A 22,982-nucleotide genomic window follows, 5' to 3' on the forward strand; every position below is an offset into this window, starting at 1 on the left:
CGTGGGGGGGGGGGGGGGGGGGGGGCCGCGGCCGGCGGGGGGGGCGGGGGGGGGGGGGGGGGGGGGGGGGGGGGGGGGGGGGGGGGGGGGGCGCGGGCGGGGGGGCCCCCCCCCCCCCCCCACACCCGCGGTCAGGGGTCAGGCCGTCCGGCGCGGGAGGAGCTGCACCAGTCCCGCCAGGACCAGCTCCAGCACTGCCAGGGCGGCCACGCTGTGCCCGAAGCCGGACACCGCACCGCCGGCGCCGTAGAAGAGCAGGCCGATCAGGGCGATCCCCAGGGCGCCGCCGACCTGCTGGACGGTGGCGATCACCCCCGCCGCGGAGCCGGCCAGCCGCGGGGCGACCCCGGCGAGCACCGTGGCGGTGACCGGTGCGATCACCAGGCCCATCCCGATCCCGTCGAGGAACAACGCCGGCGCGAGCCACCAGACGCCGCCGGTGGTGCCGATCCCGCGTGCGGTCAGCTCCAGCAGGACCAGTCCGGCCGCCATCAGCACGGCGCCGAGGGCGATCGCCTGGCAGCCCAGGCGCTCCGCGACCAGGTGCGCCGTGGTGGAGGTGACGAGGTACCCGGTGCCGATGGAGACGAACAGCAGGCCGGAGCCGAGCGCGTCCAGGCCGCGGCCCTGCTGGAGGTAGAGCGCCAGGACCAGGAAGAAGGACGCCTGGCCGAGCCAGAAGGCCAGCTGGGCGAGGATGCCGACGGTGAAGGCCCGCTCCCGGAACAGCCGGGTGTCCACCAGGGGGTCCCGGTCGCGGCGCCGGTGCTGGTGCGCCCCGAAGAGGGCGAGCAGCACGGCGGAGGCCCCCAGCGACAGCCGGGTCCACAGCGGCCAGCCCGTCTCCCGGCCCTGGATCAGCGGCAGCACCAGGGCGGTCAGCCCGGCCGTCAGGAGGGCGACGCCGCCGGGGTCGAGCCCCGGGCGCTGCGGCGCCCGGGACTCCGGCACGGTGCGGCGCACCAGGGCCAGGGTCGCCAGCCCCACCGGGGGGTTGATCAGGAAGCAGTTGCGCCAGCCCAGCCCGAGCAGGTCGGCCCGGATCAGCAGGCCGCCGACGAGCTGCCCCAGCACGGCGCCGACCCCCATGGTCAGTCCGTACATCGCGAAGGCGCGGGCCTGTGCGGCGCCGGTGAACGCGGTCCGCAGGACGGCCAGCACCTGCGGTCCCATGAGCGCCGCCGAGGCGCCCTGGGCCACCCGGGCGGCCACCAGGGCACCCGCGGCGGGGGCCAGGCCGCAGGCCGCCGAGGCGGCGGTGAACAGCGCCAGTCCGAGGGCGAAGACCCGGCGCCGGCCGTACCGGTCGCCGAGCCGGCCCGCGGTGACCAGCCCGGCCGCGAGGGCCAGTCCGAACCCGGCGACCGTCCACTGGGCCGCGGCCTCCCCGGCGCCGAGGTCGGCCTGGAGGGAGGGGAGGGCCACGTTCACGATGAAGACGTCGAGCGCGGTCATGAAGGTCGCCGCCAGCATCACCGGCAGCAGGCCCCGGTGCTGCCCGCCGGCGGCGGCGGCGGTGGCGGTCGCGGTGGCGGTCGCGGCCGGGACCGGGTCCGGGACTGCGGCCGGGGTGCGCAGGGGGGTGCTCATCTCCGGTTCTCCTTACGGGAGGGCGGGGGCGGGGGCCGGTCAGGCGGAGGGCACCCGGTCCAGGAAGCCGAACACCGAGGCGACGCGGCCCTCCGCGTCCGCGACCAGCACGTCGAAGCCGACGACCAGCGGTTCGCCGCCGGCGGGCCCGAGGTGCCAGGTGAACCGGGCCAGGTCGTGGTGGGTGTCGAACACCGGGCCGGGCGAGAAGACGAGGCCCGGGAACTGCCCCTGGACGGCGCCGACGGTCGCGTCGAACGCCTCCCGTCCGACGGCCTCCCCCAGCGGGTCGGTGTAGGAGCCGTCCTCCGCCCAGAGGGCGTCGACCAGCGCGCGGCGGGCCTGCGGGTCGGTCTCGTTCCAGACGGCGAGGTAGCGCTCGACGAGGGTGCGGATGTCGCTCACGGTTCTGCTCCTTCGGTGGGGCTGCGGTGGTTCTCCTCGGTGTCCCTGCAGTCCACGACCGTAGGAGCGGCGGGCGGACCGCGAATCTGTCGGCTATCCGTCACCGACTGGGTAGGGTGCCGGTCATGCTGTACGGGAGGGCGGAGGAGCAGGCGGCGGTCGACCGGCTGCTCGCCGGGGCGGGGGACGGCCGCAGCGGCGTGCTGGTGCTGCGCGGCGAACCGGGCATCGGCAAGACGGCGCTGCTGGAGTACGCCGCCCGCTCGGCCGGGCCCGGCTTCCGGACCGTCCGCGCCGCCGGCGTCGAGCACGAGGCGGAGCTCCCCTTCGCCGGGCTCACCCTGCTGCTCACGCCCGGCCTCGGGCACCTGGCCGCCCTGCCGGGCCCGCAGCGCCGGGCCCTGGAGAGCGCCTTCGGGCTCGCCGGGCACGGCCCCGGCGACCGGCTGCTCACCGGCCTGGCGACCCTCGGCCTGCTGGCCGAACTCGCCGCCGGGCAGCCCCTGCTGTGCCTGGTGGACGACGCCCAGTGGCTGGACAGGGCCTCCGCAGAGGCGCTGCTGATCGCCGCCCGCCGGCTCCGGGCCGAGGGGGTCGTGCTGCTCCTCGCCGCCCGGGACGGCGAGGGCGCCTTCCCGGCGCCGGGACTGCCGGAGCTCCGGCTCGCCGGCCTGTCCGCCGCCGCCTCCGCCGACCTGCTCTCGGACCTCGGCACGGACCCCGGCATCCGCCGCCGCGTCCTCGCCGAGGCGCACGGGAACCCGCTGGCCCTCACCGAACTGCCCGCCGCCCTGGCGCGGGAGCAGTCCGGGGCCGCCGACGGGACCCCCCTCACCCGGCGGCTGCAGAGCGCGTTCCACGGCCAGGTGGCGGGGCTCCCGGCCGCCACCCGGACGCTGCTCCTGGTCGCCGCGGCGGAGGAGAGCGGCGACCTCGGCGTCGTCCTGCGGGCGGCCGCCGCGCTCGGGTCGGGGGCGGAGGCCCTCGACCCCGCCGAGAGGGACGGCCTGGTGCGGGTGTCGGCGGACAGGAGACTGACGTTCCGTCACCCGCTGCTGCGCGCCGCCGTCCTCCGGGACGCCCCGACGGCCCGGCGGGCCGAGGCCCACCGGGCCCTGGGGGCCGCCCTGGAATTGGGCGACCGCCGCACCTGGCACCTCGCCCTCGCCGCCGCCGGCCCGGACGCCGCCCTCGCCGACGCGCTGGAGCAGGCGGCGCAGCGGGCGGAGGCCCGGGGCGGCCCGGCCGGCGCCGCCGCCGCGTACGAGCGCGCCGCCCGGCTCACCCCCGACCGCGACGGCGCCACCCGCCGCCTCGTCCTCGCCGCCGAGTCGGCCACCGAGGCCGGGGAGCCGGACCGCGCCGCAGCACTCGCCGAGGAGGCCAGGGGGCGCACCGCCGACCCGTTCGCGCTCGCCCTGGTCGACCAGGTCCGGGCGGTCGCCCGGTTCTGGCACGGCGACCACCCCGGCGCGTACCGGCTCCTGCTGGACGCCGCCGGCTCCGCCGTCGAGGCCCCGTACGCCGCCCGGATGCTGGTCCAGGCCTTCCACGCCGCCTGGTACCTCGGGGAGGACCGGCTCGGCACGGTGATGGACCGGATGGGCGCGCTGGAGCCGGCGCTGCCGGACGGCGACCCGGCCGCGGCCGTCCTGCACCACCTGCGCGCCGCCGTCCTCCCCGTGCTCGGCAGGCCCGCCCCGGCGCTGCCCACGGCCGACTCGGTGCTCGCCGCCTGCCTCACGGCCGGCGGCGACCCGGTCGTCGACCTGCTCCAGGTCTGCGGCGCCGCCCTGATCCTCGGCCGCGACGACCAGACCCACGCCCTCGCCGCCGAGCTCACGGCCCGGGCACGGACCCGGGGCGCGGTCGGGGCCCTGCCGACCCTGCTGTTCTTCCTCGCCGAGGCCGAGCTCTTCCACGGCCGGCACCGGGACGCGGAGGCCACCGCCACCGAGGGCCTCACCCTCGCCCGGGACACCGGCCAGCGGCAGTGGGCCAGCCAGCTCCACGGCCTCCTCGCCCACCTCGCCGCCGTGGCCGGCGACGACGGGCGGTGCACCGGGCTCGCCGCCCTCGCCCAGGACGGCCCCGGCGCCGGCCCGGCCGCCGGCCACCCCTGGGCCGCCTGGTCGCTCGGCCTGCTCGACCTGGCCCGGGGCCGCGCCGCCGACGCCGCCGACCGGCTCGCCGACCTCGCCGGCGGCGTCCACCGCCACCACGTCTCCGGCACCCGGTGCGTCCCCGACCTGGTCGAGGCCGCCGTCCGGCTCGGGGAGCCGGCCCGCGCCGAGGAGCCCTACCGGCGTTTCGCCCGCTGGGCCGCCGCGGCCGACCGGCCCTGGGCGCGGGCCCTGCTCCTGCGCTGCCAGGCGCTGCTCGGCCCGGACGAGCTGGCCGAGGACGGGTACCTCGCCGCGCTGGACCTCCACCGGGGCGGGGGCCGGCCCTTCGAGCAGGCCCGGACCGCGCTGCTCCTCGGCGAGTGGCTGCGGCGGCAGCGCCGCAGGACGGAGGCCCGCAGCCACCTGCGGGCCGCCCTGGAGGACTTCGAACTCCTGGGCGCCCACCCCTGGGCGCACCGGGCCCGCACCGAGCTCGCCGCCACCGGCGCCGGCGTGCCGGCCCCCCGCCCGGAGGGGCCGCTCGCCGCGCTCACCCCCCAGGAGCTGCAGATCGTCCGCCTCGCCGCCGAGGGGAACAGCAACCGGGACATCGCCGCCCGGCTCTTCCTCAGCCCGCGGACCGTCGGCTACCACCTCTACAAGGCCTATCCCAAACTGGGCGTCGGCTCCCGCACCGACCTGGCCGCCCTCCTGTAGGGGTCCGGCCCGGGCGGGGGCGCGCCCGGCCGGGCCCGGTGCGGGCGGCCCGCCTCACCCGGTGCGCCCGGCGGCCGGGGTGCCGACGACGACGGTGGCGTCCAGGTCGTCGCAGACGGCGGTCCGCGGGACGAGGCCGGCCCGGGCGAGGGCCGCGGCGGTGTGCGGCGCCTGGCGTCCGCTCGTCTCGATCAGCAGGCTGCCGCCCGGCGCCAGCCACTGCGGCGCGCCGTCGGCCACCCGCCGCTGGACGTCGAGGCCGTCAGCGCCGCCGTCGAGGGCCACCCGCGGCTCGTGGTCCCGGGCCTCGGGGGGCAGCAGCCCGATCGCCCCGCTGGGGACGTAGGGGGCGTTGACGACCAGGACGTCGACGCGGCCGCGCAGCGCGGCGGGCAGCGGTCCGTACAGGTCGCCCAGGTGCACCCGGCCGCCGGCCGCGGCGACGTTGCGGCGGGCGTACCGCACCGCGGCGGGCTCGATGTCGGCGGCGTGCAGCTCGACCGGGCCCGCGGCGGCGGCGAGCGCGGCGCCGACCGCGCCCGAGCCGCAGCACAGGTCGACGACGACCGCGCCGGGCCGGGCGAGGGCGGCCGCCTCGCGGACGAGGAACTCGGTGCGGCGGCGGGGGACGAAGACGCCGGGTCCGACGGCGACCCGCAGGCCGCAGAACTCGGCCCAGCCGAGGACGTGCTCCAGCGGCAGGCCGAGGGTGCGGCGCTCCACCATGGCGGCGAGCTCGGCGGGGGTGCGCGCCGTCCCGGCGATGAGCCGGGCCTCCTCCTCGGCGAAGACGCAGCCGGCGGCGCGGAGCGCGGCGACGGCGGAGGCCGGGGGCAGAGGCGCCCCGGGCAGGGGGAAGTCGGGCAGGGAGGAGTCGGGCAGCGAAGGGTCGGGCAGGGGGGACGCGGGGTGCGGCATGGAGGGCCTTCCGGGGTGCCGTGGGGCGCCCTCCCGGCCGCCTGCGTCGGTGCGTCAGGCGGTCCGCACGGTCGTGAGGGGAGAGCACCCGGTCTCAACAGCGGTAACGGGTCTCACCTCCTCCGACGGGGTCCACTTCCGGGAGCGGTGACACTACCAGAGCCGCACACCGGGTGACGGCCCGTCGCGGAGTGCTCCCGGAGCGGGCGGCGTCCGCGCCGGCCGCCCCGGCGGGCGCCGCGGCAGGGTGCCCCGGCGCGGGGACGCGACCCGGCGGCGGGGACGCGGTGCGGCCCGGGGCACGGGCTCCGCGCGGGCGGCGCCGCCGGGCCGTCAGGCGCGGGCGCGCAGGCGGCGGAGCATCCGGGCGTCCTGGAAGCCGACGGCGCGGGCGGCGGCCTCCACGGTGGCGCCCCGGCCGATGAGGTGCTCGGCGCGCTCGGTGCGGAGCAGCTGCTGGTACCGGAGCGGGGTGAGGCCGGTGGCCTCGGTGAAGCGCCGGGTCAGGGTGCGCTCGCTGACGCGGGCGGCGGCGGCCAGGTCGGCCAGGGAGAGGCGGTCGGCGAACCGGGCGTCGAGGAGGTCCTGGACGCGGTGGACGGCGTCGCTGAGGTGGGCGCGGTGCCGCAGCATGGCGCCGGCCTGCTGCTCGTCGCCGTTGCGGCGGGCGTAGACCACCATCGCGCGGGCGACCCGGGCGGCGGCGCCGGGCCCGTGGCGGACGGCCACCAGGTGGAGGGCGAGGTCGATGCCGCTGGCGATGCCGGCGGAGGTGACGACCCGGCCGTCCTCGACGTAGAGCACGTCGCGGACGACATGGGCGGCCGGGTAGCGGCGGGCCAGCTCGTCCTGCACGTCGTGGTGGGTGGTGCAGCGGCGGCCGTCGAGCAGGCCGGCCCGGCCGAGGGCGTCGGCCCCGGCGCAGACGCTGGCCACGGTGCCGCCGGCCGCGTGGTGGGCGGCGAGGCGGCGCAGCGTGGCGGGTGCGAGCTCCCCGTGCCCCCGGAGGGTCGGCGCCCGCCAGCCGGGGACGACGAGCAGGTCCTCGGGTCCGAGGCCGGGCCAGTCGGTGCGGGCCCGGACAGGCAGCCCCTGGGCGGTGGGGACGTCCTCCTGCTCGGCCGCGTAGTGCAGGCGGTAGCCGTGCCCGAGGTCCGCCGCGGTGGAGAACACCTGGGCGGGCCCGGCGAGGTCCAGCAGGTGCAGGCCGGGGACGAGCAGGAAGACGACGAGGGGCACGATCCGGTCAGCTCCCGGCGGCGGCCGCGGCGGGCCGGACCAGTTCGTCCACGGTGGCGATGGCCGCGAAGCGCCCGGCGAGGGCGTACTCGGTGCGGGCGATGATCTCGGCCGTCCGCAGGGTGCGCGGGTCGGCCAGCAGTTCGGCGACGGTGCGGTCCTGCGGGGCGTCGCGGTGCGGGATGGGGAAGGTGGCGGTGGCGTCGACCGCGAAGACGACGTCGAAGCCGAGGTCGGCGGCGAGGCGGGCGGTGGTCTCGCAGCACTGCTCGGTCTGGATGCCGCAGACGGTGAGGCGGCGGATCCCCCGGGCGGTGAGCTGCTGCTGCAGGTTGGTCGTGGTGAAGGCGTTGCGGGAGGTCTTGGTGAGCACCGGCTCCCCCTCCCGCGGCTCCAGGCCGTCCATCAGCCGGACGTGGCCGGAGGCCGGGTCGAAGACCCCGCCGGTGCCGGGCTCGGCGTGCAGGACCCACACCACGAGGTCCCCCCGCCCGCGGGCGGCGTCGACCAGGCGGCCGACCTGCCCGTCGATGCCGGGGTCGGAGACGGCCTGCCACAGCGGGCGCTGCCGGAAGGACTCCTGGACGTCGACGACGATGAGTGCGCTCTGGTTCTCCATGCCTTCGATCCTGCTCCTCCGGGCGGCTCCGGGTAAGGCACCATCATGCCCCGGTCCGGACCGATCCGGTCAGGCCCTGTCCGCCGGGCTTCCCCCCCGCCGGGTCCTGTCCGCCGGGTCCGCTCCGGTCAGGCCGCCGCGGCCAGGCCGCCGCGGGCAGGTCGTCAAGGATCAGCCGCCCGTCCGCCCGGACGGCGGCCGGCGGCTCCGACCGGTCGGCGGCCGTCCGGCGCGTGGTCACGCGGCGTCCGGCGAGGAGCCCGGCGGCGGCGAGGAGCAGCGGCCCGGCGCGGACCGGGGCGGTGCGGGCGTCGGCGGCGCGCAGCCGCGTGCGGACGGGTCCGAATTCCATGAGGGCGGCCCGGCCGGGTCCGCCGGGCACCACGAGCACGTCGGGCCGGGGCACGTCGGCGAGGGCGGCGCCGGCGGCCCGGACGGCGCCCGTCAGTGCCGCGCGCTGCGCAGGTCCAGGGCCCGCAGCACCCGGTCGACGAGCTCCGGGTCCGCGCCGGGCTCGCTCCGGGCGGCCTGCATCTCCCGCCGGGAGGCGGAGAGCATCTCCTGCTCCACCTCGCGGAAGCGGTCGGCGTAGGCCTTGCGCTCGTGCGCGGCGGCCCGCTGCCCCTCGTCGTACGTCTCCGGGAGCGCCCGGACGAGGCGGTCGCGCTGGCGGCGGCGCAGCCGCTCCACGATCTCCTCGGGCAGCTCCCCGTCGGCGACCAGCTCCTTGAGGCGGACCAGGCCGGCCCGGCTGGCGCGGTGCCACAGCTGCCGTTCGGCGAGGTCCTCGGCGTCGGTGTCGGCGGTGACGCCGAGGCGGCGCACCAGGCAGGGCAGGGTGAGGCCCTGGACCAGCAGGGTGAAGAGCACGGTGGAGAAGGCCACGAAGAGGATCCGGTCGCGCTCCGGGAAGGCGCCGCCGCCGTCGACGGTGCGGGGGATCGCCAGGGCGAGGGCGACCGAGGCCACGCCGCGCATCCCGGCCCACCACATGACCACCGTCTCCCGCCAGGTCACGGGCTCGTCCTCGCGGGTGCTGCGGTCGCGGTCCAGGTGGCGGGAGACCCGGGCGGCGGGCAGCAGCCACAGCAGCCGGACCAGCACGACGACGGCCAGGACCGCCGCGGCGTCGCCGAGCATGCCGTGCCAGGAGCTGCCGACCGAGGCCATCACGGTGTGCAGCTCCAGGCCGATCAGCCCGAAGGCCATGCCGGTCACCAGCAGTTCGACGACCTCCCAGAAGGCGGTGCCGGTGAGGCGGTAGGAGACGTCGTCCTCGTCGCCGGCGTGCGCGCCCAGGTGGAGGGCGCAGACGAGGACGGCGAGCACCCCGGAGCCGTCCAGCTGGTCGGCGAGCACGTAGGCCGCGAACGGCACCAGCAGGCTCAGCCCGACCTGGAGGGTGGCGTCGCCCAGCAGCCCCATCAGCCGGGTGGTGGCCCAGCCGAGGCCCCAGCCGACGGCGAGGGCGATGACGGCGGAGAGCACCAGCCGCCCCAGCGCCTCGGGCGCGGAGAAGGTGCCGGAGACCGCGGCGTCGATCGCCACCCCGTAGATCACCAGGGCGGTGACGTCGTTGAAGAGCCCCTCGCCCTCCAGGACGGAGACCAGGCGGCGCGGCAGGCCGACGCTGCCGGCGACGGCGGTGGCGGCGACCGGGTCGGGCGGGGAGACCACGGCGCCGAGCGCCACGGCGGCGGCGACCGGCACCCCGGGGACGAGGGCCTGGAAGACCTGGGCGACGACGGCGGTGGTGACGAGGACCAGCGCGACGGCGAGCAGCAGGATCGGGCGGACGTTGGCGCGGAACTGCCGCCAGGAGGTGCGCTGGGCGGCGGCGTAGAGGAGCGGGGGCAGGACCAGCGGCAGGATCAGGTCCGGGTCGACGTGCACGTCGGGGACGAACGGCAGCAGCGCCAGCACCACGCCCAGGGCGGTCATCAGCACGGGGGGCGGCAGCTTCAGCCTGCTCCCGACCGGCACCGACAGGATGCTCGCCAGCAGCACGACGAAGAGCAGGGTGAGCTGGTCCATGGTGATCGGCTTCCCCGGCGCGGGTCCCGCGAACCCCGCCTTGAACATGTTCAAAAACAGGTCTACAGTCCTGCCCACCGCAGTTTTGAACACGTTCGAAACGGAGTGGTCCCCATGGACCTGACAGTCGTCAGCTACGCCGTCTACCTGCCGGCCGCCACCGGCCTCACCGTCTGGGTGGCCCGCACCCTCAGCAGGCACGGCCGGCTCTTCCTGGCCGACGTCTTCGGGGGCGACGAGAAGCTGGCGGACGCCGTCAACCACCTCCTGGTGGTCGGCTTCTACCTGCTCAACCTGGGCTTCGTCGCCCTGTGGATGAAGACCGGCAGGAGCATCGGGAGCATCACGGGCGTCTTCGACTCCCTCTCGGTGAAGCTCGGCACCGTCCTGCTCGTCCTCGGGGCCCTGCACCTGGTCAACGTGTACGCGCTGACCCGCATCCGCCGCCGCGGCCTCATGGAGCGCGAGCAGCGCCCGCCGGTGCGGCCGCAGGGCTGGACGGCCCAGGCCGCCCCCCAGCTCTGAGCAGCGGAGGAGCCGCCGTGCACACCGCCGCCCATGCCCCGGACCCGCAGCACCCGGACCCGCGAGCACCCGCGGCCGCCGCGCCGGACGGAGCGGGCACGCCGGGCACGCCGGGCGCGTCAGGCGCACCGGGGCCCGCCGCACCGCCGCCGGTCCGCCGGCTCACCGTGCTCCACGACCCGGGCTGCCTGCTCTGCCGCCATCTCGGCGCCTGGCTCGCCGGACGGCGCCAGCTGGTCCCGCTGGAGTTCGTCACCGTCGCGTCGGCCGAGGCCCGGCGGCGCTTCCCGGGCGTGGACCACGACGCCTCGCTCGGCGAGATCACCGTCGTCGCCGACACCGGCGAGGTGTGGACCGGGCCCCACGCCTTCGTCGTCTGCCTGTGGGCGCTGGCGGACCACCGCCCGCTCGCCCGCCGGCTGGGCTCCCCGGCCGGGCTGCCGTTCGCCCGGGGCGCGGCGTTCGCCGCCTCGAAGTACCGGGCGGCGACGCGCGGGAGGGCCGTACCGGGTGCGCAGGGGGCACCCGGTGCGGCGCCCCGCGGCCGCGGAGGCCTCCCGGGCCCCGGCTGCGGGGACGGCTCCTGCCGCGCGCCGGGCTAGGCTCGACCACTGTGGACGACGCAGCACCCTCCGGCCGCGCGGCCGCCGCGGAACCCGCCGAGCGGGCCCGCGGCGGCCGCGCGCGGCCCCTGACCGAGCAGAGCGGGCGGCCTGCGGGCACCACGGCGTCCGGGCCCGCAGGGGCGCCGGGGTCCGCAGGGGCGCCCGGGTCCGCAGGAGTGCCGGGCGCACCCGCGCCCGCGGACCCCGTCGGGGGACGGGCCCGCCCGAAGACCGGGAAGAGCGAGCAGACCCGGGCCCTGATCCTGGAGACCGCGATGCGGCTCTTCCGGGAGCGCGGGTACGACAGGACCACCATGCGCGCCATCGCCGGCGAGGCCGGGGTCTCCGTCGGGAACGCCTACTACTACTTCGCGTCGAAGGAGTCCCTCATCCAGGGCTTCTACGACCGGATGACGCACGAGCACGCGGCCGACGCCCGGGTGCGGATGGCCGGGACGGCCGACTTCGCGGAGCGGCTGCGGATCGCGCTCGACTCGTGGGTGGACTGCGCGGCCGACTACCACGGGTTCGCGGCCCAGTTCTTCCGGACCGCGGCGGACCCCGACAGCCCCATGAGCCCCTTCTCGAACGAGTCGCACCCGGCCCGCGCCACGGCCGTCCTGCTCTTCCGGGAGGTCCTGGACGGCTCGGAGCTCGGCCCCAAGCTGGACGAGGAGCTCGACGAGCTGCTGCCGGACCTGCTCTGGCTGCACCTGATGGTCGTGGTGCTGTACTGGGTCTTCGACCGCACGGAGGACACCTGGCGCACCCGGGCCTTCGTCGCCCGCTGCGCGCCGTTCGTGGCGAAGATGGTCGGCCTGTCCCGCTACCGCGTCTTCCGCCCCCTGGTGCGCGAGGCCACCGGCATGGTCCGGGACTTCGTCCTGCCGACCCTCGGCAGGGCGGCGCCCCCGGCCGGCTGACCGCCGCGCCGACCGGCCGGCGCGGCGGTCACGGCGCGGTGGTCAGAAGATGTCGGGGCACCAGGGCCGGAACGGGGTGCGCAGCGTCAGGTCGGCCCGCGCCGCGGCCCCCGGCACCAGCTCCTCGACCAGGCCGGCGGCTGCCAGCCGCGGGACCGTCTCGCCGCCCAGGTGGAGCGAGGACAGGGCGGCCACGCCGAGCGCCAGGTCGGCCGGGTCGGCGGTGCGGGTGCAGATGCCGGTGCCGTCGGCGGCGGTCTCCAGGGCCCAGCGGCCCGCCGCCCAGCCGTGGGGGTCGGACACCTCCATGACGACCCGGCCGGGCGCCCCGTAGGTGCGCGCGCCGAAGGCGGCGGGCACGTCCAGCACGCGCAGCCACAGGAAGTCGCCGCTGGTCGCGGTGGAGCGGGCGGCGCGCGGGTCCTCCAGCAGCAGCGGGAGCGGGTCGTCGGGGGCGAGGTCGCGGACCTCGACGCGGCGCACCCAGTCGACCGAGAGGACGAACCGCCACAGGGCGGCGGCCGCGGCCCGGTCCAGGGCGACGTGGTCGCGGACCACGAGCGTGCAGTCGGGGCGCTTGCCGTCCCAGTCGTCGGTCACCGTGTAGGTGACCATGCCGGTGACGTCGCCCGCGGCGTCGCGGTGGAGGGCGGTGAACGGCTCCTTCCAGTCGGAGCCCGGGTGCCGCAGGTCGCCGGTCCGGAGCCGCCAGAACGTGTCGCGGCGCTCGATGGCCCCGGGCCGGGTGCGGCGGTACCGCTCGAAGAGGGCCGGGCCGAGCGTCCGGACCTCCTCCGGCGTGGCCAGGTCGATCCGGCCGGCGCCCTCGCCGGGCACGGCGCGCAGGCCGCCCGCGCGGGCGAGGTCGATCTCCAGGCCGCCGCAGCGGGTGGCCGGCCCGAAGCCGTACCGGTCGTAGATGCCGTACTCGGCGGCGACCAGGATCGCCACCGCGTCGCCGCGGCCGACGGCGGCCTCCAGGTCGCGGGCCATCATGCGCCGCAGCAGGCCGCGCCGGCGGTGGGTGGCGGTCACGGTGACGTTGCTGATCGCGTCGGCCCGCACCACCGCGCCGCCGGGGACGGTCAGCTCGGTGGCGAAGCTGCGGAAGGTGCCGACGCAGCGGTCCCCGTCGTAGGCGCCGAGCGAGCGTCCCGGCTCGAAGAACGCGCGGCGGAACTCCGTGCCGTCCTGGCCGCCGGACCGCAGGAAGCCCGCGTTCACCGCCCGGTCCCAGCCGGGCAGGTCGTCCTCGGTGATCTCGCGGATGTCGATGCCGGACCGGCCGTCCGGACTGCTCGTCTGCATGGCCATGGGGGCACCGTACGGCGCCGCCCGGACGGCGGCACGCGGTTTTCCGCGGCGCCCGGTCCGGCAGCGGGCAGGGACCCGGCGGGGACGGTCCGGCGGCGCGGGGGACGGCCGGTGCGGCCGGTGCGGCCGGTGCGGCCGGTGCGGTCAGCCTCCCGCCAGCAGGTCGTCGACCCGGGCCTCGCCCTCGCGGTAGCGCCGGGTGATCTCGGCGCTGCAGCGGTCCACCGTGCGCTGCAGCGCCTGCCGCCGGTGGGAGACCTCGCGCTCGTACCCGGCCAGCCGCTCCAGCGCGGCGGCCAGTTCCGGGTCGCCGTGGGCCGCGAGGTCGGAGAGCCGGACGTCGCCCATCAGCTGGTCGGCCTCGCAGCCGTAGCGCTCGCCCCGCGGGGTGGCGAGCGTGACGTGGCGGGCGCTGCGGAAGCGGCCGGGGCCGTCGGCGAGGATCTCCGGCAGCCGGTCGACCAGGGTGTCGGCGGGCTGCGGGTCGTGCGGGTCCTGCGGGCCGCCGGAGCGGCGGGCGAGCTCCGCCCGCAGGATGTCGATCCGCCCCTGGAGCAGGCGGCGCAGGTAGGAGAGGTCGGCCTCGTCCTCCTGGGCGCTGCGGCGCAGGGCCCGCAGCTCCTCCATTCCCAGGCCGGCCTCGCCTCCGGCCGCCCGGGCCGCCGCGCCGTCGGGCCCGCTGTGCTCGTCCATCAGCCACCTGCTGTCTGTCGTCGTCCCCGGCGTGTCCCCCACCCGCTCACGTACGGCGGGGACCGGTGGTTCCCCGCCGGGTCGTCCGGCACCCGTCCGGACGACGGGCGGCGCCCCGGGACGGCCGTGGCGCGGGCGGCAGCAGGCCCCCGGCCCGGTGCCGGGCGGGAGCGGTGCGGATGCGGGTGCACGGCCGCATGGCGCCGGACCCCCGTTCGCTGCCCGCATGCTGCCATCCGGGACACGCGGCCCGCACCGCTGGTGCACCCGATCGGACCTCTGGCGAATGCCCCTGGCTAGTACGACGAACAGACCGCCCTGCACGTGCGGTTCCGCGCCGGGCGCGCACGGCTCTTGAAGGGGCGCGCACGCGCGGAGAGCGCCCGCGGCGTCCGCCGCCCGCGCCTCCCCGGCGCGGCCGGGACGGGGGACGACCGGAACCGGGACCGGGGCTGCGGGGCGGCCGGAGGCGGGGCGGGAGGCGTACGCCGGGCCGGACCCGCGCCCGGGGACAATGGGGCCATGCGTGCAGTGGTGCAGAGGGTGACCGAGGCGAGTGTGGCCGTGGACGGGGAGACCGTGGGGTCGATCCTGGGACCGGGGCTCTGCGTGCTGGTGGGGGTGACCCACGACGACACGCCGGAGCAGGCCGCGCAGCTGGCCCGCAAGCTCTGGTCGCTGCGCGTCCTGGAGGGCGAGAAGTCCTGCTCCGACCTGGGTGCGCCGCTGCTCGTGGTCAGCCAGTTCACGCTGTACGGCGACGCCCGCAAGGGCCGCCGCCCCACGTGGAACGGCGCGGCCCCCGGCCCCGTCGCCGAGCCCCTGGTGGACGAGGTCGTGGCGCGGCTGCGGGCCCTGGGCGCCACGGTCGCCACCGGCCGGTTCGGCGCCGACATGAAGGTGTCCCTGGTGAACGACGGGCCCTTCACGGTGCTGCTGGAGATCTGACCCGCCGCCGGGGCACCCCGCCCCGGACCGGCGGGCGGTGCACCGGACAGGCCCGCGGGGAGGTGCGAGACTGGCGGCCGGTCCCGTCGAGCCGCCCCGGGAGGCAGCCCCATGACGTCCGCACCGCCCCCCACCGTCGCCGTGCGCGGCGAGGCCGAGCTGGAGGTCGACCCGGAGCTGGCCCGGCTCCTGGTCACCGTCTCCGCCCGCGACCGGGACCGCGGCCGCACCCTGACACGGCTGACCGAGCGCCTGGACGCGCTCCGCCGCCACATCGCCTCCTTCGGCGCGGCCGTGGAGCGGGCCGACACCGGCTCGCTCTGGGTGCAGCCCGAGTACCGGGACACCAAGCGGCCCGGGGAGCGGGTGAGCGGCTACCGCGGCAGCGCGGAGCTGCGGATCACCGTGGTGGAGTTCGGGGTGCTGGGCGAGCTGCTGCTCGGCATCGCCGACCGGGAGCTGACGGTGGTGGCGGGCCCCTGGTGGGGGCTGCGCCCGGACAGCCCGGTCCACCGGCAGGTCCGCGAGGAGGCGGTGCGGGCGTCGCTGGAGCGGGCCCGGCAGTACGCGGCGGCGCTGGGCTCCTCGCTGACCGGGCTGGTGGAGCTGGCCGACCAGGGGCTGGGCGGCGGCGGCCCGGAGCCGGTCGCGTACGGCGGCCCGGCGGGCATGATGCGGGCGGCGGCCCCGGCCGGCGCGCCCCCGCTGCCCCAGCTGGAGCTGGAGCCGGTCAAGCAGCGGGTGCGGGCCACCGTGGAGGCCCGCTGGACGATGAGCCCGCCCGCCGACCTGTGACGGCCTGCCGGTGACGGGCCGCCCCGGCCGCCCCGGCTGTCACCGCCGCCCCGGGCGGCCGGCCGTCACTGCGGGACGACGACCTCCTGGCCGGCCGGCACCGTGCCGGCCAGCAGGACGGCGTCCACGGGGGTGTTCCGCTTGACCAGGGCCAGCGCCACCGGTCCCAGCTCGTGGTGGCGGGCGGAGGAGGTGACGAAGCCGACCGGGCGGCCCTCCGGGCCGTCGGCGGCGAGGCGGACCTCGGCGCCGTGCGGCGGCAGCACCTCCTCGGTGCCGTCCAGGTGCAGCACCACCAGCCGGCGGGGCGGCCGGCCCAGGTTGTGGACCCGGGCCACCGTCTCCTGGCCGCGGTAGCAGCCCTTCTGCAGGTGCACGGCGGTCCGCAGCCAGTCGACCTCGTGCGGGATGGTGCGGTGGTCGGTCTCGAAGCCGAGCCGGGGCCGGCGGGCCTCGATCCGCAGCGCCTCGTACGCCCAGATCCCGGCGGGCTCGCCCCAGCCGCGCGCCAGGCCGGCCAGGTCCGCGCGGGGGACGAACAGGTCCCGGCCCCACGGGGTCTCGCGGACGGCCGCCGCGCCCTCGGCGGAGGCGGTGGAGCCGGCCGGCAGGTGGGCCACGGCGTACTCGGCGGTGGCGTCGGCGACCTTCACGCGGTGGAAGAAGACCATCGACTCCAGGTACGCGACCAGCGCGCCCTGGGTGCCGGGCTCCACGTGGGCCCAGGTGGTGGTGCCGTCGTCGACCAGGTAGAGGGCGTGCTCCACGTGGCCGTGCGGGGAGAGGACCAGCGCCTCCACGGCCTGCTGCGGCGGGAGCTCGCTGACGTGCTGGGTGAGCAGCAGGTGCAGCCAGGTCAGGCGGTCCTCGCCGGTGACGGTGACGACGCCGCGGTGGGAGAGGTCGACGAAACCGGATCCGGAGGCGAGACGGCGCTGCTCGCGGAAGAGGTCGCCGTAGTGGGCGGCGACGCCCTCGTCGGCTCCTTCGGCGGCGACGGCACCGGGCAGGGACAGCAGCGGGCTCCTCATGCCCCCCACCTTACGGCGGCGGCGCCCCCGCGCGGAGGGGCGTCCCCCGGCGTGCGGGCCCGCTCCGGCCGGCCCGCTCCCGCGGGGTCACTCCGGCGGGGCGTCCCGGGGGTCGTCCTGCGGGTGGGCGTCCTGCGGGTGGGCGTCCTGCGGGCCGCCGGCCCCGCGGCGGCGGGCGGTGCATCCGGCGCAGCGGCCGAAGATCGCGAAGTGCTGCATGTCGGTGTCGAAGCCGTGCTCCGCGCGCAGCCGGTCGACCAGGGGCGCGGCCACCGCCGTGTCGGTCTCGGTGACCCCGCCGCAGTCGCGGCAGACGAGGTGCATGTGGTGGTGGCGGTCGGCGAGGTGGTACGTCGGCGCCCCGTGTCCCAGATGGGCGTGGGAGACCAGGCCCAGCTCCTCCAGCAGCTCCAGGGTGCGGTACACGGTGGAGATGTTGACGCCGCTGGCGGTGCGGCGGACCTCGGTGAGGATGTCGTCGGGGGTGGCGTGGTCGAGGGCGCCGACCGCCTCCAGGACGAGCTGGCGCTGCGGGGTGAGGCGGTAGCCGCGGGTGCGCAGCTCGGTCTTCCAGTCGGTGGGGCTGTGCTGGTCGGTGCCGGTCCTCGCCACGGTCTCCAGTCCCTCGCGTCTCGGTCCCTCGCGTCCCGCGCCCCGCGGGCCCGGGGTCCGGTCCCCAGTGTAGGGAGGGGGCCGGGTCCCGGGGAGCGGCCGGACGGCCCGTCCTGCGCCGGGCGCGTCCCGCGCGGGACGCGCCGCGGGGCGCGGAGGGGCGGGCGGGTCAGCGGAAGAAGGCGATGCCGTCGTCGGGCAGGTCCGCGATGTCCTCGATCAGCCTGGCCGGGTTGAGGACCTTCTTGAGCTGCGCGGACATGTACGGGCGCAGCGGGACCTCGGGGGCGGCCTTCTCGCCGACCCACATCAGCTCGCCGTTGACCAGCCCGTACAGCCGCTTGCCGCCGGTGTACGGGGCCGCGGACGCGGTGCGGGCCACGGCGTCGGTGGCGACGTCGATCTGCGGGCGGCCGTCGGCCATCTCGCCGTACCAGATCTCGATGACGCCCTCGTCGCGGACCATGGAGACCTCGACGCCGCGGACGCCGCTCGCACCCTGGGCGTTGCTGGTGATCCGCCAGAAGCCGGACTCGTTCTCGAGCGGACGGGCCTTGTTGCCCTCGGCGTCGAGCACCCAGGTGCGGGAGCGGTACTCCAGGAACGCGCGTCCGTCGTGGCGGAAGATCACCTCCTGGCCGAAGTTGCACTTCTCGTGGCCGGGGAAGTCGAAGACGCCCGCCCCCTCCCAGGTACCGAGGAGGAAGGCGAGGGGGACGACGTCCTTGTGGAGGTCGGAGGGGATCTCGATCATGGTCCTGGTCAAGCCTCGGGTGTCGCGGGCGGGGTTCGGAGGGCGGCGCGGGGCCACCCCCCACCGTACCCCGGTGTCAGCGCTGGCCCTGGTAGAGCTTCAGGACGGCGAAGACCGCGAACCAGACGATGGCCACGGCCACCACGGCGAGCAGGGCGGAGTATGCGATCTCAAGCACCTCTGTGCTCCTCAAGGCGTCGACGGTGAGCGTACGGCTGCACCTGGCAGTCTAGTGTCCGGCCGTCGCGGGGCCGCCGTGAGGGCCGCCCCGGACGGTCGGCGCCGCCCGGACACCGCCGGGCGGGCCGGACGGCGAGGCGAGGAGCGGGCAGTGGCGAGGAAGCTGGTCATCAAGGTCACCGCGGGGGCGGACGCGCCGGAGCGCTGCTCGCAGGCGTTCACCGTGGCGGCGGTGGCGGTGGCCAGCGGGGTGCAGGTCTCGCTCTGGCTGACCGGGGAGTCGGCGTGGTTCGCGCTGCCGGGCCGGGCGGCGGAGTTCGAGCTGCCGCACGCCGCGCCGCTGCCGGACCTGCTGGACGCGGTGCTGGCGGGCGGCTCGGTGACGCTCTGCACCCAGTGCGCGGCGCGCCGGGGGATCACGCAGGACGACGTGGTGGAGGGGGTGCGGATCGCGGGGGCGCAGGTCTTCGTCAGCGAGGCCGTCGAGGACGGCGTGCAGGCCCTCGTGTACTGACCTCCCCGGCGGTCCCGGCCGGGCGCGCCCCCACGGGCGCGCCCCCACGGGCGCGCCCCCGCCGGGCCTCCGGCGGGCCTCAGCGTTCGTCCCACCAGCGGTCGTCGGGCCCGCGCCGGTTGGCGACGACGGCCGCGCACGGCGGGATGACCATCGCCACCACGCACATGGCGATGGCGGCGGGCACCGACCAGAGCCGGACCACGGCCCAGGCCAGCACGAAGAGGGTCACGCACGTGCCCATGAGGGCGAAGTAGAGGTGCCGCCGCCGCGCCTGCATGCCCTCCACCGTACGCGCCGCGGCCCCGCGGCCCCAGGGCCGTACGCGGCCCCAGGGCCGTACGGGGCCCGGGGGAGGGGAGCGGACGTGCCGGGGCCCGGCCGCGGATCGCTCCGCGGCCGGGCCCCGTTCCGGCCGCACCGCCGCCGCACGGACGGCGGCGGGCCGGACGGCGCCGGCGGGACGGCGCCGGTCGGACGGCGTCGGTCAGACGGCGATGGCGACCTCGGTGAAGGCGCCCTGCTGCGCGACGACCTTCCGGTCCACGCTCGCGCCGGGGACGAGCGCGCGCAGGGTCCACGTGCCGGGGGCCGCGAAGAAGCGGAACTGCCCGGTCGCCGAGGTCGGGACCTCGGCCGTGAACTCGCCGCTCTCGTCGAGCAGGCGCACGTAGCCGTTGACCGGCTCGCCGTCGCGGGTCACCGACCCCTGGATGATCGTCTCACTGGCCACGTCGACTCCTGCCAGCTCGGGCCCGCCGGCCTTCGCACCGCACATGTGCTGTTCTCCTCCGTGGTGGGGTGGGGTGGGACGGGGACGGGCTACTTGCCGGAGCCGAGCTCGATCGGCACGCCGACGAGGCTGCCGTACTCGGTCCAGGAGCCGTCGTAGTTGCGGACGCTCGACTGGTCCAGCAGCTCGTGCAGCACGAACCAGGTGAGCGCGGAGCGCTCGCCGATGCGGCAGTAGGCGATGGTGTCCTGCGACAGGTCGACGCCCTCGGCCTCGTAGAGGGCCTTGAGCTCCTCGTCGGACTTGAAGGTGCCGTCGTCGTTGGCGTTCTTGGACCACGGGATGTTGCGGGCGCTCGGCACGTGGCCCGGGCGCTGCGACTGCTCCTGCGGGAGGTGGGCCGGGGCGAGCAGGCGGCCGGAGAACTCGTCGGGCGAGCGCACGTCGACCAGGTTGGCCGAGCCGATGGCGGCGACCACGTCGTCGCGGAAGGCGCGGATCGAGGTGTCCTGGGCCTTGGCCCGGTACTCGGTCGCGGGGCGCTCGGGCACCTCGGCGACCAGGTCGCGGGAGTCGAGCTCCCACTTCTTGCGGCCGCCGTCGAGGAGCTTCACCGACTCGTGGCCGTAGAGCTTGAAGTACCAGTACGCGTAGGAGGCGAACCAGTTGTTGTTGCCGCCGTAGAGGACGACCGTGTCGTCGTTGGCGATGCCCTTCTCCGACAGGAGCCTCTCGAAGCCGGCCTGGTCCACGAAGTCGCGGCGGACCGGGTCCTGGAGGTCCTTCCTCCAGTCGATCCGGACCGCGTTGCGGATGTGGTTCTTGTCGTACGCGGAGGTGTCCTCGTCGACCTCGACGATGACGACCTTCGGGTCGTCCAGGTGGGCCTGGACCCAGTCGGCGTCGACCAGGACGTCGCTGCGGCTCATGGTGTCTTCTCCTCCGGGGCAGTTGCGGAAGGGGGTGCGCGGGCCGCTGCGCCGCTCCGTGTCCGGCGGAGTGTCCGGATGCCGGGACGGTGCGGGTGGGGCCGGCGGTGGTCGGTGGTGCGGCAGGCCTGCGCGGCCGGGAGCCCGGCGAACCGGGTCGTCGCCGGCCGCCGGCCCGGACGGCAGGGCGGGGAAAGCCGGGAGATGCCGTCCGGTCAGGGCATTCGACACAGGCAGGCGGACACGCGGCACAGGTCGACCGCCCGCCGCTTCGTGAGGTCCGCCTGTCGCTTCATGCCGTCGATGCTAGGGACCGACGGCGCCGCGTGTCATCGGTGTATCGAATGGCGAGACTGATGCGTCCACATGGTGGTACTGGCGGCGGATCCGCGCAGGGCCCGCGGTCCGGACCGCCCGGCCCGCGCCCCGCCGCCCGGCGCAGCGGCCCCGGGTCCGGGTCCGGCCGGGAGGAGGCGCACCCGGGCGGGGCCGGGCCGGGGGAACGCAGCGCAGCGGGGCGGGGCCGGGAAGGACGAGGCAGACAGAGCAGGGCCGGGTCGGGCCGGGCCGGTCCCGGATGGGACGGCCCGGGTCAGCCCGCCAGGTCCACGTCGTGCCCGGCGAAGCCGATGGCCACCCCGTCCGGCCGCGGGTCCAGCGAGGTGAGGGAGAGTCCGACCGGCAGCCCGCTGAGCTTCTGCGAGGTCGCGAAGAGCGAGCTGAACGCCGCGTCCAGCCCGGGGATGGAGCCGAGGTCCACGCCGGTGCCCAGCGCGTTCACCTTCAGGCCGCCGACCCGGACGGTGTCCCCGCCGCTGACCGAGAGCTGCGCGGTGGCGCTGCCGTCCACCGCGCCCAGCGGCGTGTCGACCTTGCCGGAGATCTTGATCCGCCCGTTGCCGCCGTAGCCGACGGTGGCGTTCTTGTTGCCGATCAGCGAGGTGATGTCGGCGTAGGAGATGACGGCCGTGCCGTCCGCGGCGTCCGCCGTGGCCGAGGAGAAGCTGCTGTCGACCCGGACCCCGGTGATGTGCGCGGAGAAGCTCTTCAGGGTCGCCCGGCGGCCGCCGCCGCTGATCTCGATGCCGTCGGCGGAGAGCTTCACGCTGTCCAGCTTCTTCGCCAGCACCTGGGTGAGGAAGGGGAAGCCCTCGATCTGCACGTCGGGCTTCGTGCTGAGCCCCTTGCGGTTCTGGATCTGCTCGGCGACCTTGTCGTCCGCCACCCCCACGGCGACCCGGTCGGCAGCCACGAGGAGTCCGACCAGGATCACGAGCGCGATCGTCAGCTTGGGCAAGGCGCGCATGGGGCTCCCTCGGTGGGTTGCGTCGTCGTCGGTTTCGGACGCCCCGCCCGGAGGCGCGGTTCCGCCGAGCGGCCCATCATGCCGTACCGGTCCGAACGGCCGTGCGTCCCCGAACCGACAGGCGGGCCCTCACCCGCCCGCGAACGGCGGCAGCACCTCGACCGTGCCGCCCTCGGCCAGCGCCACCGCGCCGTGGTCGCGGCCGCCCACCGGGTCGCCGTCCACCAGGAACGAGCAGTGCGCCAGGACCCGCGCGAAGCGCGGCCGGTCCGCGTGCCGCTCCCGGGCCTGCTCCAGCGCCTCCGCCAGCGTCGCGGCCCGGTACGGCTCCTCGGCCGTGCCCGCCTCGGCCTTCGCCGCCGCCCAGTAGCGGATCGTGCCCGCCGGTGCCTCCGTCATGGCTCCCCTCCTCCTCGCCGCCCGCCGCCGTCCGGGCCGGCCCTCACGCGCCGCCGCCCGCCGCGTCACGCCGTCCATCATGGCCTGCCGTGCGCCCGGTCCCCGCCGGGGCCGGCTCCCCGGCCGCCGCCGCCCGCTCCGCGAGCCGGCCGGCGATCCGGTGCAGCAGCTCCTCCCCCGCGGAGTTCTCGGCGTGGCCGAACCCGGGCTCGATCCACAGCTCGGACTCCGTGCCCGCCGCCCGCGCCGCCCCGTGCAGCGACCTCGGGTGGTCGAGCGGGAAGTACGCGTCCCGGTCGCCGTGCACGACCAGCAGCGGCACCGCGCCCAGCATCCCGGCCGCCTCCACCGGCGGCACCGGCACCTCGGCCCAGTCCCGCGGGTCGATGCGGGTGCCCAGGCCGTGCCGGGCCACCGCGCGGCCCAGCGGGTGCATCACCACCCGGTGCAGCCGCCTCATGGGCGCCGTGCCGCGGTAGTACCAGCGTGCGGGGGCGCTCACCGCGGCCACCGCCGCCACCCCGCCGTACAGGGCCGCGTGGCGGACGGCGACGGCGCCGCCCATGGAGAAGCCGACGGTGGCGATCCGCCGGTACCCGAGCGACCGGGCCCAGGCCGCCGCGGCCTCCAGGTCCAGCACCTCGCGGTCGCCGACCGTGGACAGGCCACCCGAACGGCCGTGTCCGCGGAACGAGAACGCGACCACCCCGCCGTGGTGCGAGAGCACGCCGACGGCGCGCCGCACGGCCGGGCGCTCCACCGCCCCGGTGAACCCGTGCGCGACCACGAAGGCCGTACCGGAGCCGCCCGGGGCGGCCCCCGGGAGGGCGCGGGCGGGGGTGTGGACGGCGTGGACGCGCGTGCCGTCGGCCGCGGTCAGCAGCGCCTCCGCGGGCGCGCTCCAGGCGCCCGCACCCCAGGAGACCCCGGCACGGACCTTCGCGGTGGGTGTCATGTCGGCTATTCTCGTTCCCGTGAAGGATCCGGGCAGAGTCGCCCCCGGGTCCTTTCGTGCTTTGAGGACGCCAGCACGGACGTCCGGGAGCGCGGCACCCGCCCGTGCCGCCGCGCCCGGGCGGACCGGCCGCCACCGC

The 22,982-nt window shown here is 77.2% G+C and carries 25 protein-coding genes; 7 read left to right on the forward strand and 18 right to left on the reverse strand.

From position 1 onward, the window contains the following. Window positions 1–138 precede the first annotated feature (138 nt). Window positions 139–1,590 (reverse strand): MFS transporter, encoded by a 1,452-nt coding sequence (locus tag ACFY07_RS17935; protein WP_390869542.1) that lies wholly within the window; start codon window positions 1,588–1,590, stop codon window positions 139–141. Between the two features lie 39 nt (window positions 1,591–1,629). Beyond that, window positions 1,630–1,995, reverse strand: a complete 366-nt coding sequence (locus ACFY07_RS17940) for a nuclear transport factor 2 family protein (protein WP_390869544.1) — start codon at window positions 1,993–1,995, stop codon at window positions 1,630–1,632. Window positions 1,996–2,120: 125 nt separating this feature from the next. Here ACFY07_RS17940 and ACFY07_RS17945 point away from each other — a divergent pair, with 125 nt between their 5' ends. Continuing rightward, complete coding sequence (locus tag ACFY07_RS17945) at window positions 2,121–4,817, forward strand: AAA family ATPase (RefSeq protein ID WP_390869545.1); 2,697 nt, start codon at window positions 2,121–2,123, stop codon at window positions 4,815–4,817. Between the two features lie 54 nt (window positions 4,818–4,871). On the opposite strand, the gene ACFY07_RS17950 is transcribed toward ACFY07_RS17945, so the two are convergent. The 4 genes from ACFY07_RS17950 to ACFY07_RS17965 form a co-directional block, all read right to left on the reverse strand. After that, the gene (locus ACFY07_RS17950; protein ID WP_390869547.1) at window positions 4,872–5,735 is read right to left on the reverse strand and encodes a putative protein N(5)-glutamine methyltransferase; all 864 of its coding nucleotides are present in this window, start codon (window positions 5,733–5,735) and stop codon (window positions 4,872–4,874) included. A 333-nt stretch (window positions 5,736–6,068) separates the two neighbouring features. Beyond that, window positions 6,069–6,974 (reverse strand): GlxA family transcriptional regulator, encoded by a 906-nt coding sequence (locus tag ACFY07_RS17955; RefSeq protein WP_390869549.1) that lies wholly within the window; start codon window positions 6,972–6,974, stop codon window positions 6,069–6,071. A gap of 7 nt (window positions 6,975–6,981) precedes the next feature. Then, complete coding sequence (locus tag ACFY07_RS17960) at window positions 6,982–7,593, reverse strand: isochorismatase family protein (RefSeq protein ID WP_390869551.1); 612 nt, start codon at window positions 7,591–7,593, stop codon at window positions 6,982–6,984. A gap of 444 nt (window positions 7,594–8,037) precedes the next feature. Further along, window positions 8,038–9,627: a Na+/H+ antiporter gene (locus ACFY07_RS17965; RefSeq protein ID WP_390869633.1), complete on the reverse strand. Its 1,590-nt coding sequence runs from the start codon at window positions 9,625–9,627 to the stop codon at window positions 8,038–8,040. 114 nt (window positions 9,628–9,741) lie between these two features. Between ACFY07_RS17965 and ACFY07_RS17970 the strand changes: the two genes are divergently transcribed. Genes ACFY07_RS17970 through ACFY07_RS17980 form a run of 3 tightly spaced genes read left to right on the forward strand, consistent with a single transcriptional unit; the run spans window position 9,742 to window position 11,680 of the window. Continuing rightward, window positions 9,742–10,152, forward strand: coding sequence for a hypothetical protein (locus ACFY07_RS17970; RefSeq protein WP_390869553.1), 411 nt, complete (start codon window positions 9,742–9,744; stop codon window positions 10,150–10,152). Window positions 10,153–10,169: 17 nt separating this feature from the next. Beyond that, a complete protein-coding gene (locus ACFY07_RS17975) occupies window positions 10,170–10,754 on the forward strand; it encodes a DCC1-like thiol-disulfide oxidoreductase family protein (RefSeq protein ID WP_390869555.1) in 585 nt (194 codons plus the stop codon). Between the two features lie 11 nt (window positions 10,755–10,765). Continuing rightward, window positions 10,766–11,680: a TetR family transcriptional regulator gene (locus tag ACFY07_RS17980; protein WP_390869557.1), complete on the forward strand. Its 915-nt coding sequence runs from the start codon at window positions 10,766–10,768 to the stop codon at window positions 11,678–11,680. Between the two features lie 42 nt (window positions 11,681–11,722). On the opposite strand, the gene ACFY07_RS17985 is transcribed toward ACFY07_RS17980, so the two are convergent. Next, window positions 11,723–12,994 carry a GNAT family N-acetyltransferase gene (locus ACFY07_RS17985; RefSeq protein WP_390869559.1) on the reverse strand — a complete coding sequence of 424 codons (1,272 nt, stop codon included), beginning with the start codon at window positions 12,992–12,994 and terminating at the stop codon, window positions 11,723–11,725. 144 nt (window positions 12,995–13,138) lie between these two features. Next, the gene (locus ACFY07_RS17990) at window positions 13,139–13,915 is read right to left on the reverse strand and encodes a hypothetical protein (protein ID WP_390869562.1); all 777 of its coding nucleotides are present in this window, start codon (window positions 13,913–13,915) and stop codon (window positions 13,139–13,141) included. Between the two features lie 294 nt (window positions 13,916–14,209). On the opposite strand from ACFY07_RS17990, the gene dtd reads away from it, so the two are divergent. Both dtd and ACFY07_RS18000 read left to right on the forward strand, forming a co-directional pair. Next, the gene (gene dtd, locus ACFY07_RS17995; protein WP_230746758.1) at window positions 14,210–14,635 is read left to right on the forward strand and encodes a D-aminoacyl-tRNA deacylase; all 426 of its coding nucleotides are present in this window, start codon (window positions 14,210–14,212) and stop codon (window positions 14,633–14,635) included. A gap of 111 nt (window positions 14,636–14,746) precedes the next feature. Then, on the forward strand, window positions 14,747–15,430 hold the full coding sequence (locus tag ACFY07_RS18000; protein ID WP_390869564.1) for an SIMPL domain-containing protein: 684 nt from the start codon (window positions 14,747–14,749) through the stop codon (window positions 15,428–15,430). 65 nt (window positions 15,431–15,495) lie between these two features. Here the strand turns inward: ACFY07_RS18000 and ACFY07_RS18005 are convergent, their stop codons facing one another. From ACFY07_RS18005 to ACFY07_RS18015, 3 genes are all read right to left on the reverse strand, one after another. Beyond that, complete coding sequence (locus tag ACFY07_RS18005) at window positions 15,496–16,461, reverse strand: YgfZ/GcvT domain-containing protein (RefSeq protein WP_390869566.1); 966 nt, start codon at window positions 16,459–16,461, stop codon at window positions 15,496–15,498. Window positions 16,462–16,548: 87 nt separating this feature from the next. Further along, window positions 16,549–17,073 (reverse strand): Fur family transcriptional regulator, encoded by a 525-nt coding sequence (locus ACFY07_RS18010; RefSeq protein ID WP_390869569.1) that lies wholly within the window; start codon window positions 17,071–17,073, stop codon window positions 16,549–16,551. 169 nt (window positions 17,074–17,242) lie between these two features. Beyond that, window positions 17,243–17,827: an FABP family protein gene (locus tag ACFY07_RS18015; RefSeq protein WP_390869635.1), complete on the reverse strand. Its 585-nt coding sequence runs from the start codon at window positions 17,825–17,827 to the stop codon at window positions 17,243–17,245. Window positions 17,828–18,158: 331 nt separating this feature from the next. Here ACFY07_RS18015 and ACFY07_RS18020 point away from each other — a divergent pair, with 331 nt between their 5' ends. Then, window positions 18,159–18,521, forward strand: a complete 363-nt coding sequence (locus ACFY07_RS18020) for a DsrE family protein (RefSeq protein ID WP_390869571.1) — start codon at window positions 18,159–18,161, stop codon at window positions 18,519–18,521. 79 nt (window positions 18,522–18,600) lie between these two features. Here ACFY07_RS18020 and ACFY07_RS18025 read toward each other — a convergent pair whose 3' ends face one another. The 7 genes from ACFY07_RS18025 to ACFY07_RS18055 form a co-directional block, all read right to left on the reverse strand. Further along, window positions 18,601–18,810 (reverse strand): DUF3099 domain-containing protein, encoded by a 210-nt coding sequence (locus ACFY07_RS18025; RefSeq protein WP_390869573.1) that lies wholly within the window; start codon window positions 18,808–18,810, stop codon window positions 18,601–18,603. A 198-nt stretch (window positions 18,811–19,008) separates the two neighbouring features. Then, window positions 19,009–19,299, reverse strand: coding sequence for a DUF1416 domain-containing protein (locus ACFY07_RS18030; protein ID WP_390869575.1), 291 nt, complete (start codon window positions 19,297–19,299; stop codon window positions 19,009–19,011). 44 nt (window positions 19,300–19,343) lie between these two features. Beyond that, the gene (locus ACFY07_RS18035) at window positions 19,344–20,183 is read right to left on the reverse strand and encodes a sulfurtransferase (RefSeq protein ID WP_390869577.1); all 840 of its coding nucleotides are present in this window, start codon (window positions 20,181–20,183) and stop codon (window positions 19,344–19,346) included. Between the two features lie 215 nt (window positions 20,184–20,398). Then, window positions 20,399–20,479, reverse strand: a complete 81-nt coding sequence (locus ACFY07_RS18040) for an Ms5788A family Cys-rich leader peptide (RefSeq protein ID WP_374228240.1) — start codon at window positions 20,477–20,479, stop codon at window positions 20,399–20,401. A 296-nt stretch (window positions 20,480–20,775) separates the two neighbouring features. Next, a complete protein-coding gene (locus ACFY07_RS18045) occupies window positions 20,776–21,489 on the reverse strand; it encodes a DUF2993 domain-containing protein (protein ID WP_390869579.1) in 714 nt (237 codons plus the stop codon). A gap of 129 nt (window positions 21,490–21,618) precedes the next feature. Next, window positions 21,619–21,888: a MoaD/ThiS family protein gene (locus tag ACFY07_RS18050; protein ID WP_230746772.1), complete on the reverse strand. Its 270-nt coding sequence runs from the start codon at window positions 21,886–21,888 to the stop codon at window positions 21,619–21,621. Window positions 21,889–21,931: 43 nt separating this feature from the next. Next, complete coding sequence (locus tag ACFY07_RS18055) at window positions 21,932–22,843, reverse strand: alpha/beta hydrolase (protein WP_390869581.1); 912 nt, start codon at window positions 22,841–22,843, stop codon at window positions 21,932–21,934. Between the last annotated feature and the right edge of the window lie 139 nt (window positions 22,844–22,982).

This window comes from Streptomyces sp. NPDC001380 (assembly GCF_042895785.1).
Lineage (GTDB): Bacteria > Actinomycetota > Actinomycetes > Streptomycetales > Streptomycetaceae > Peterkaempfera.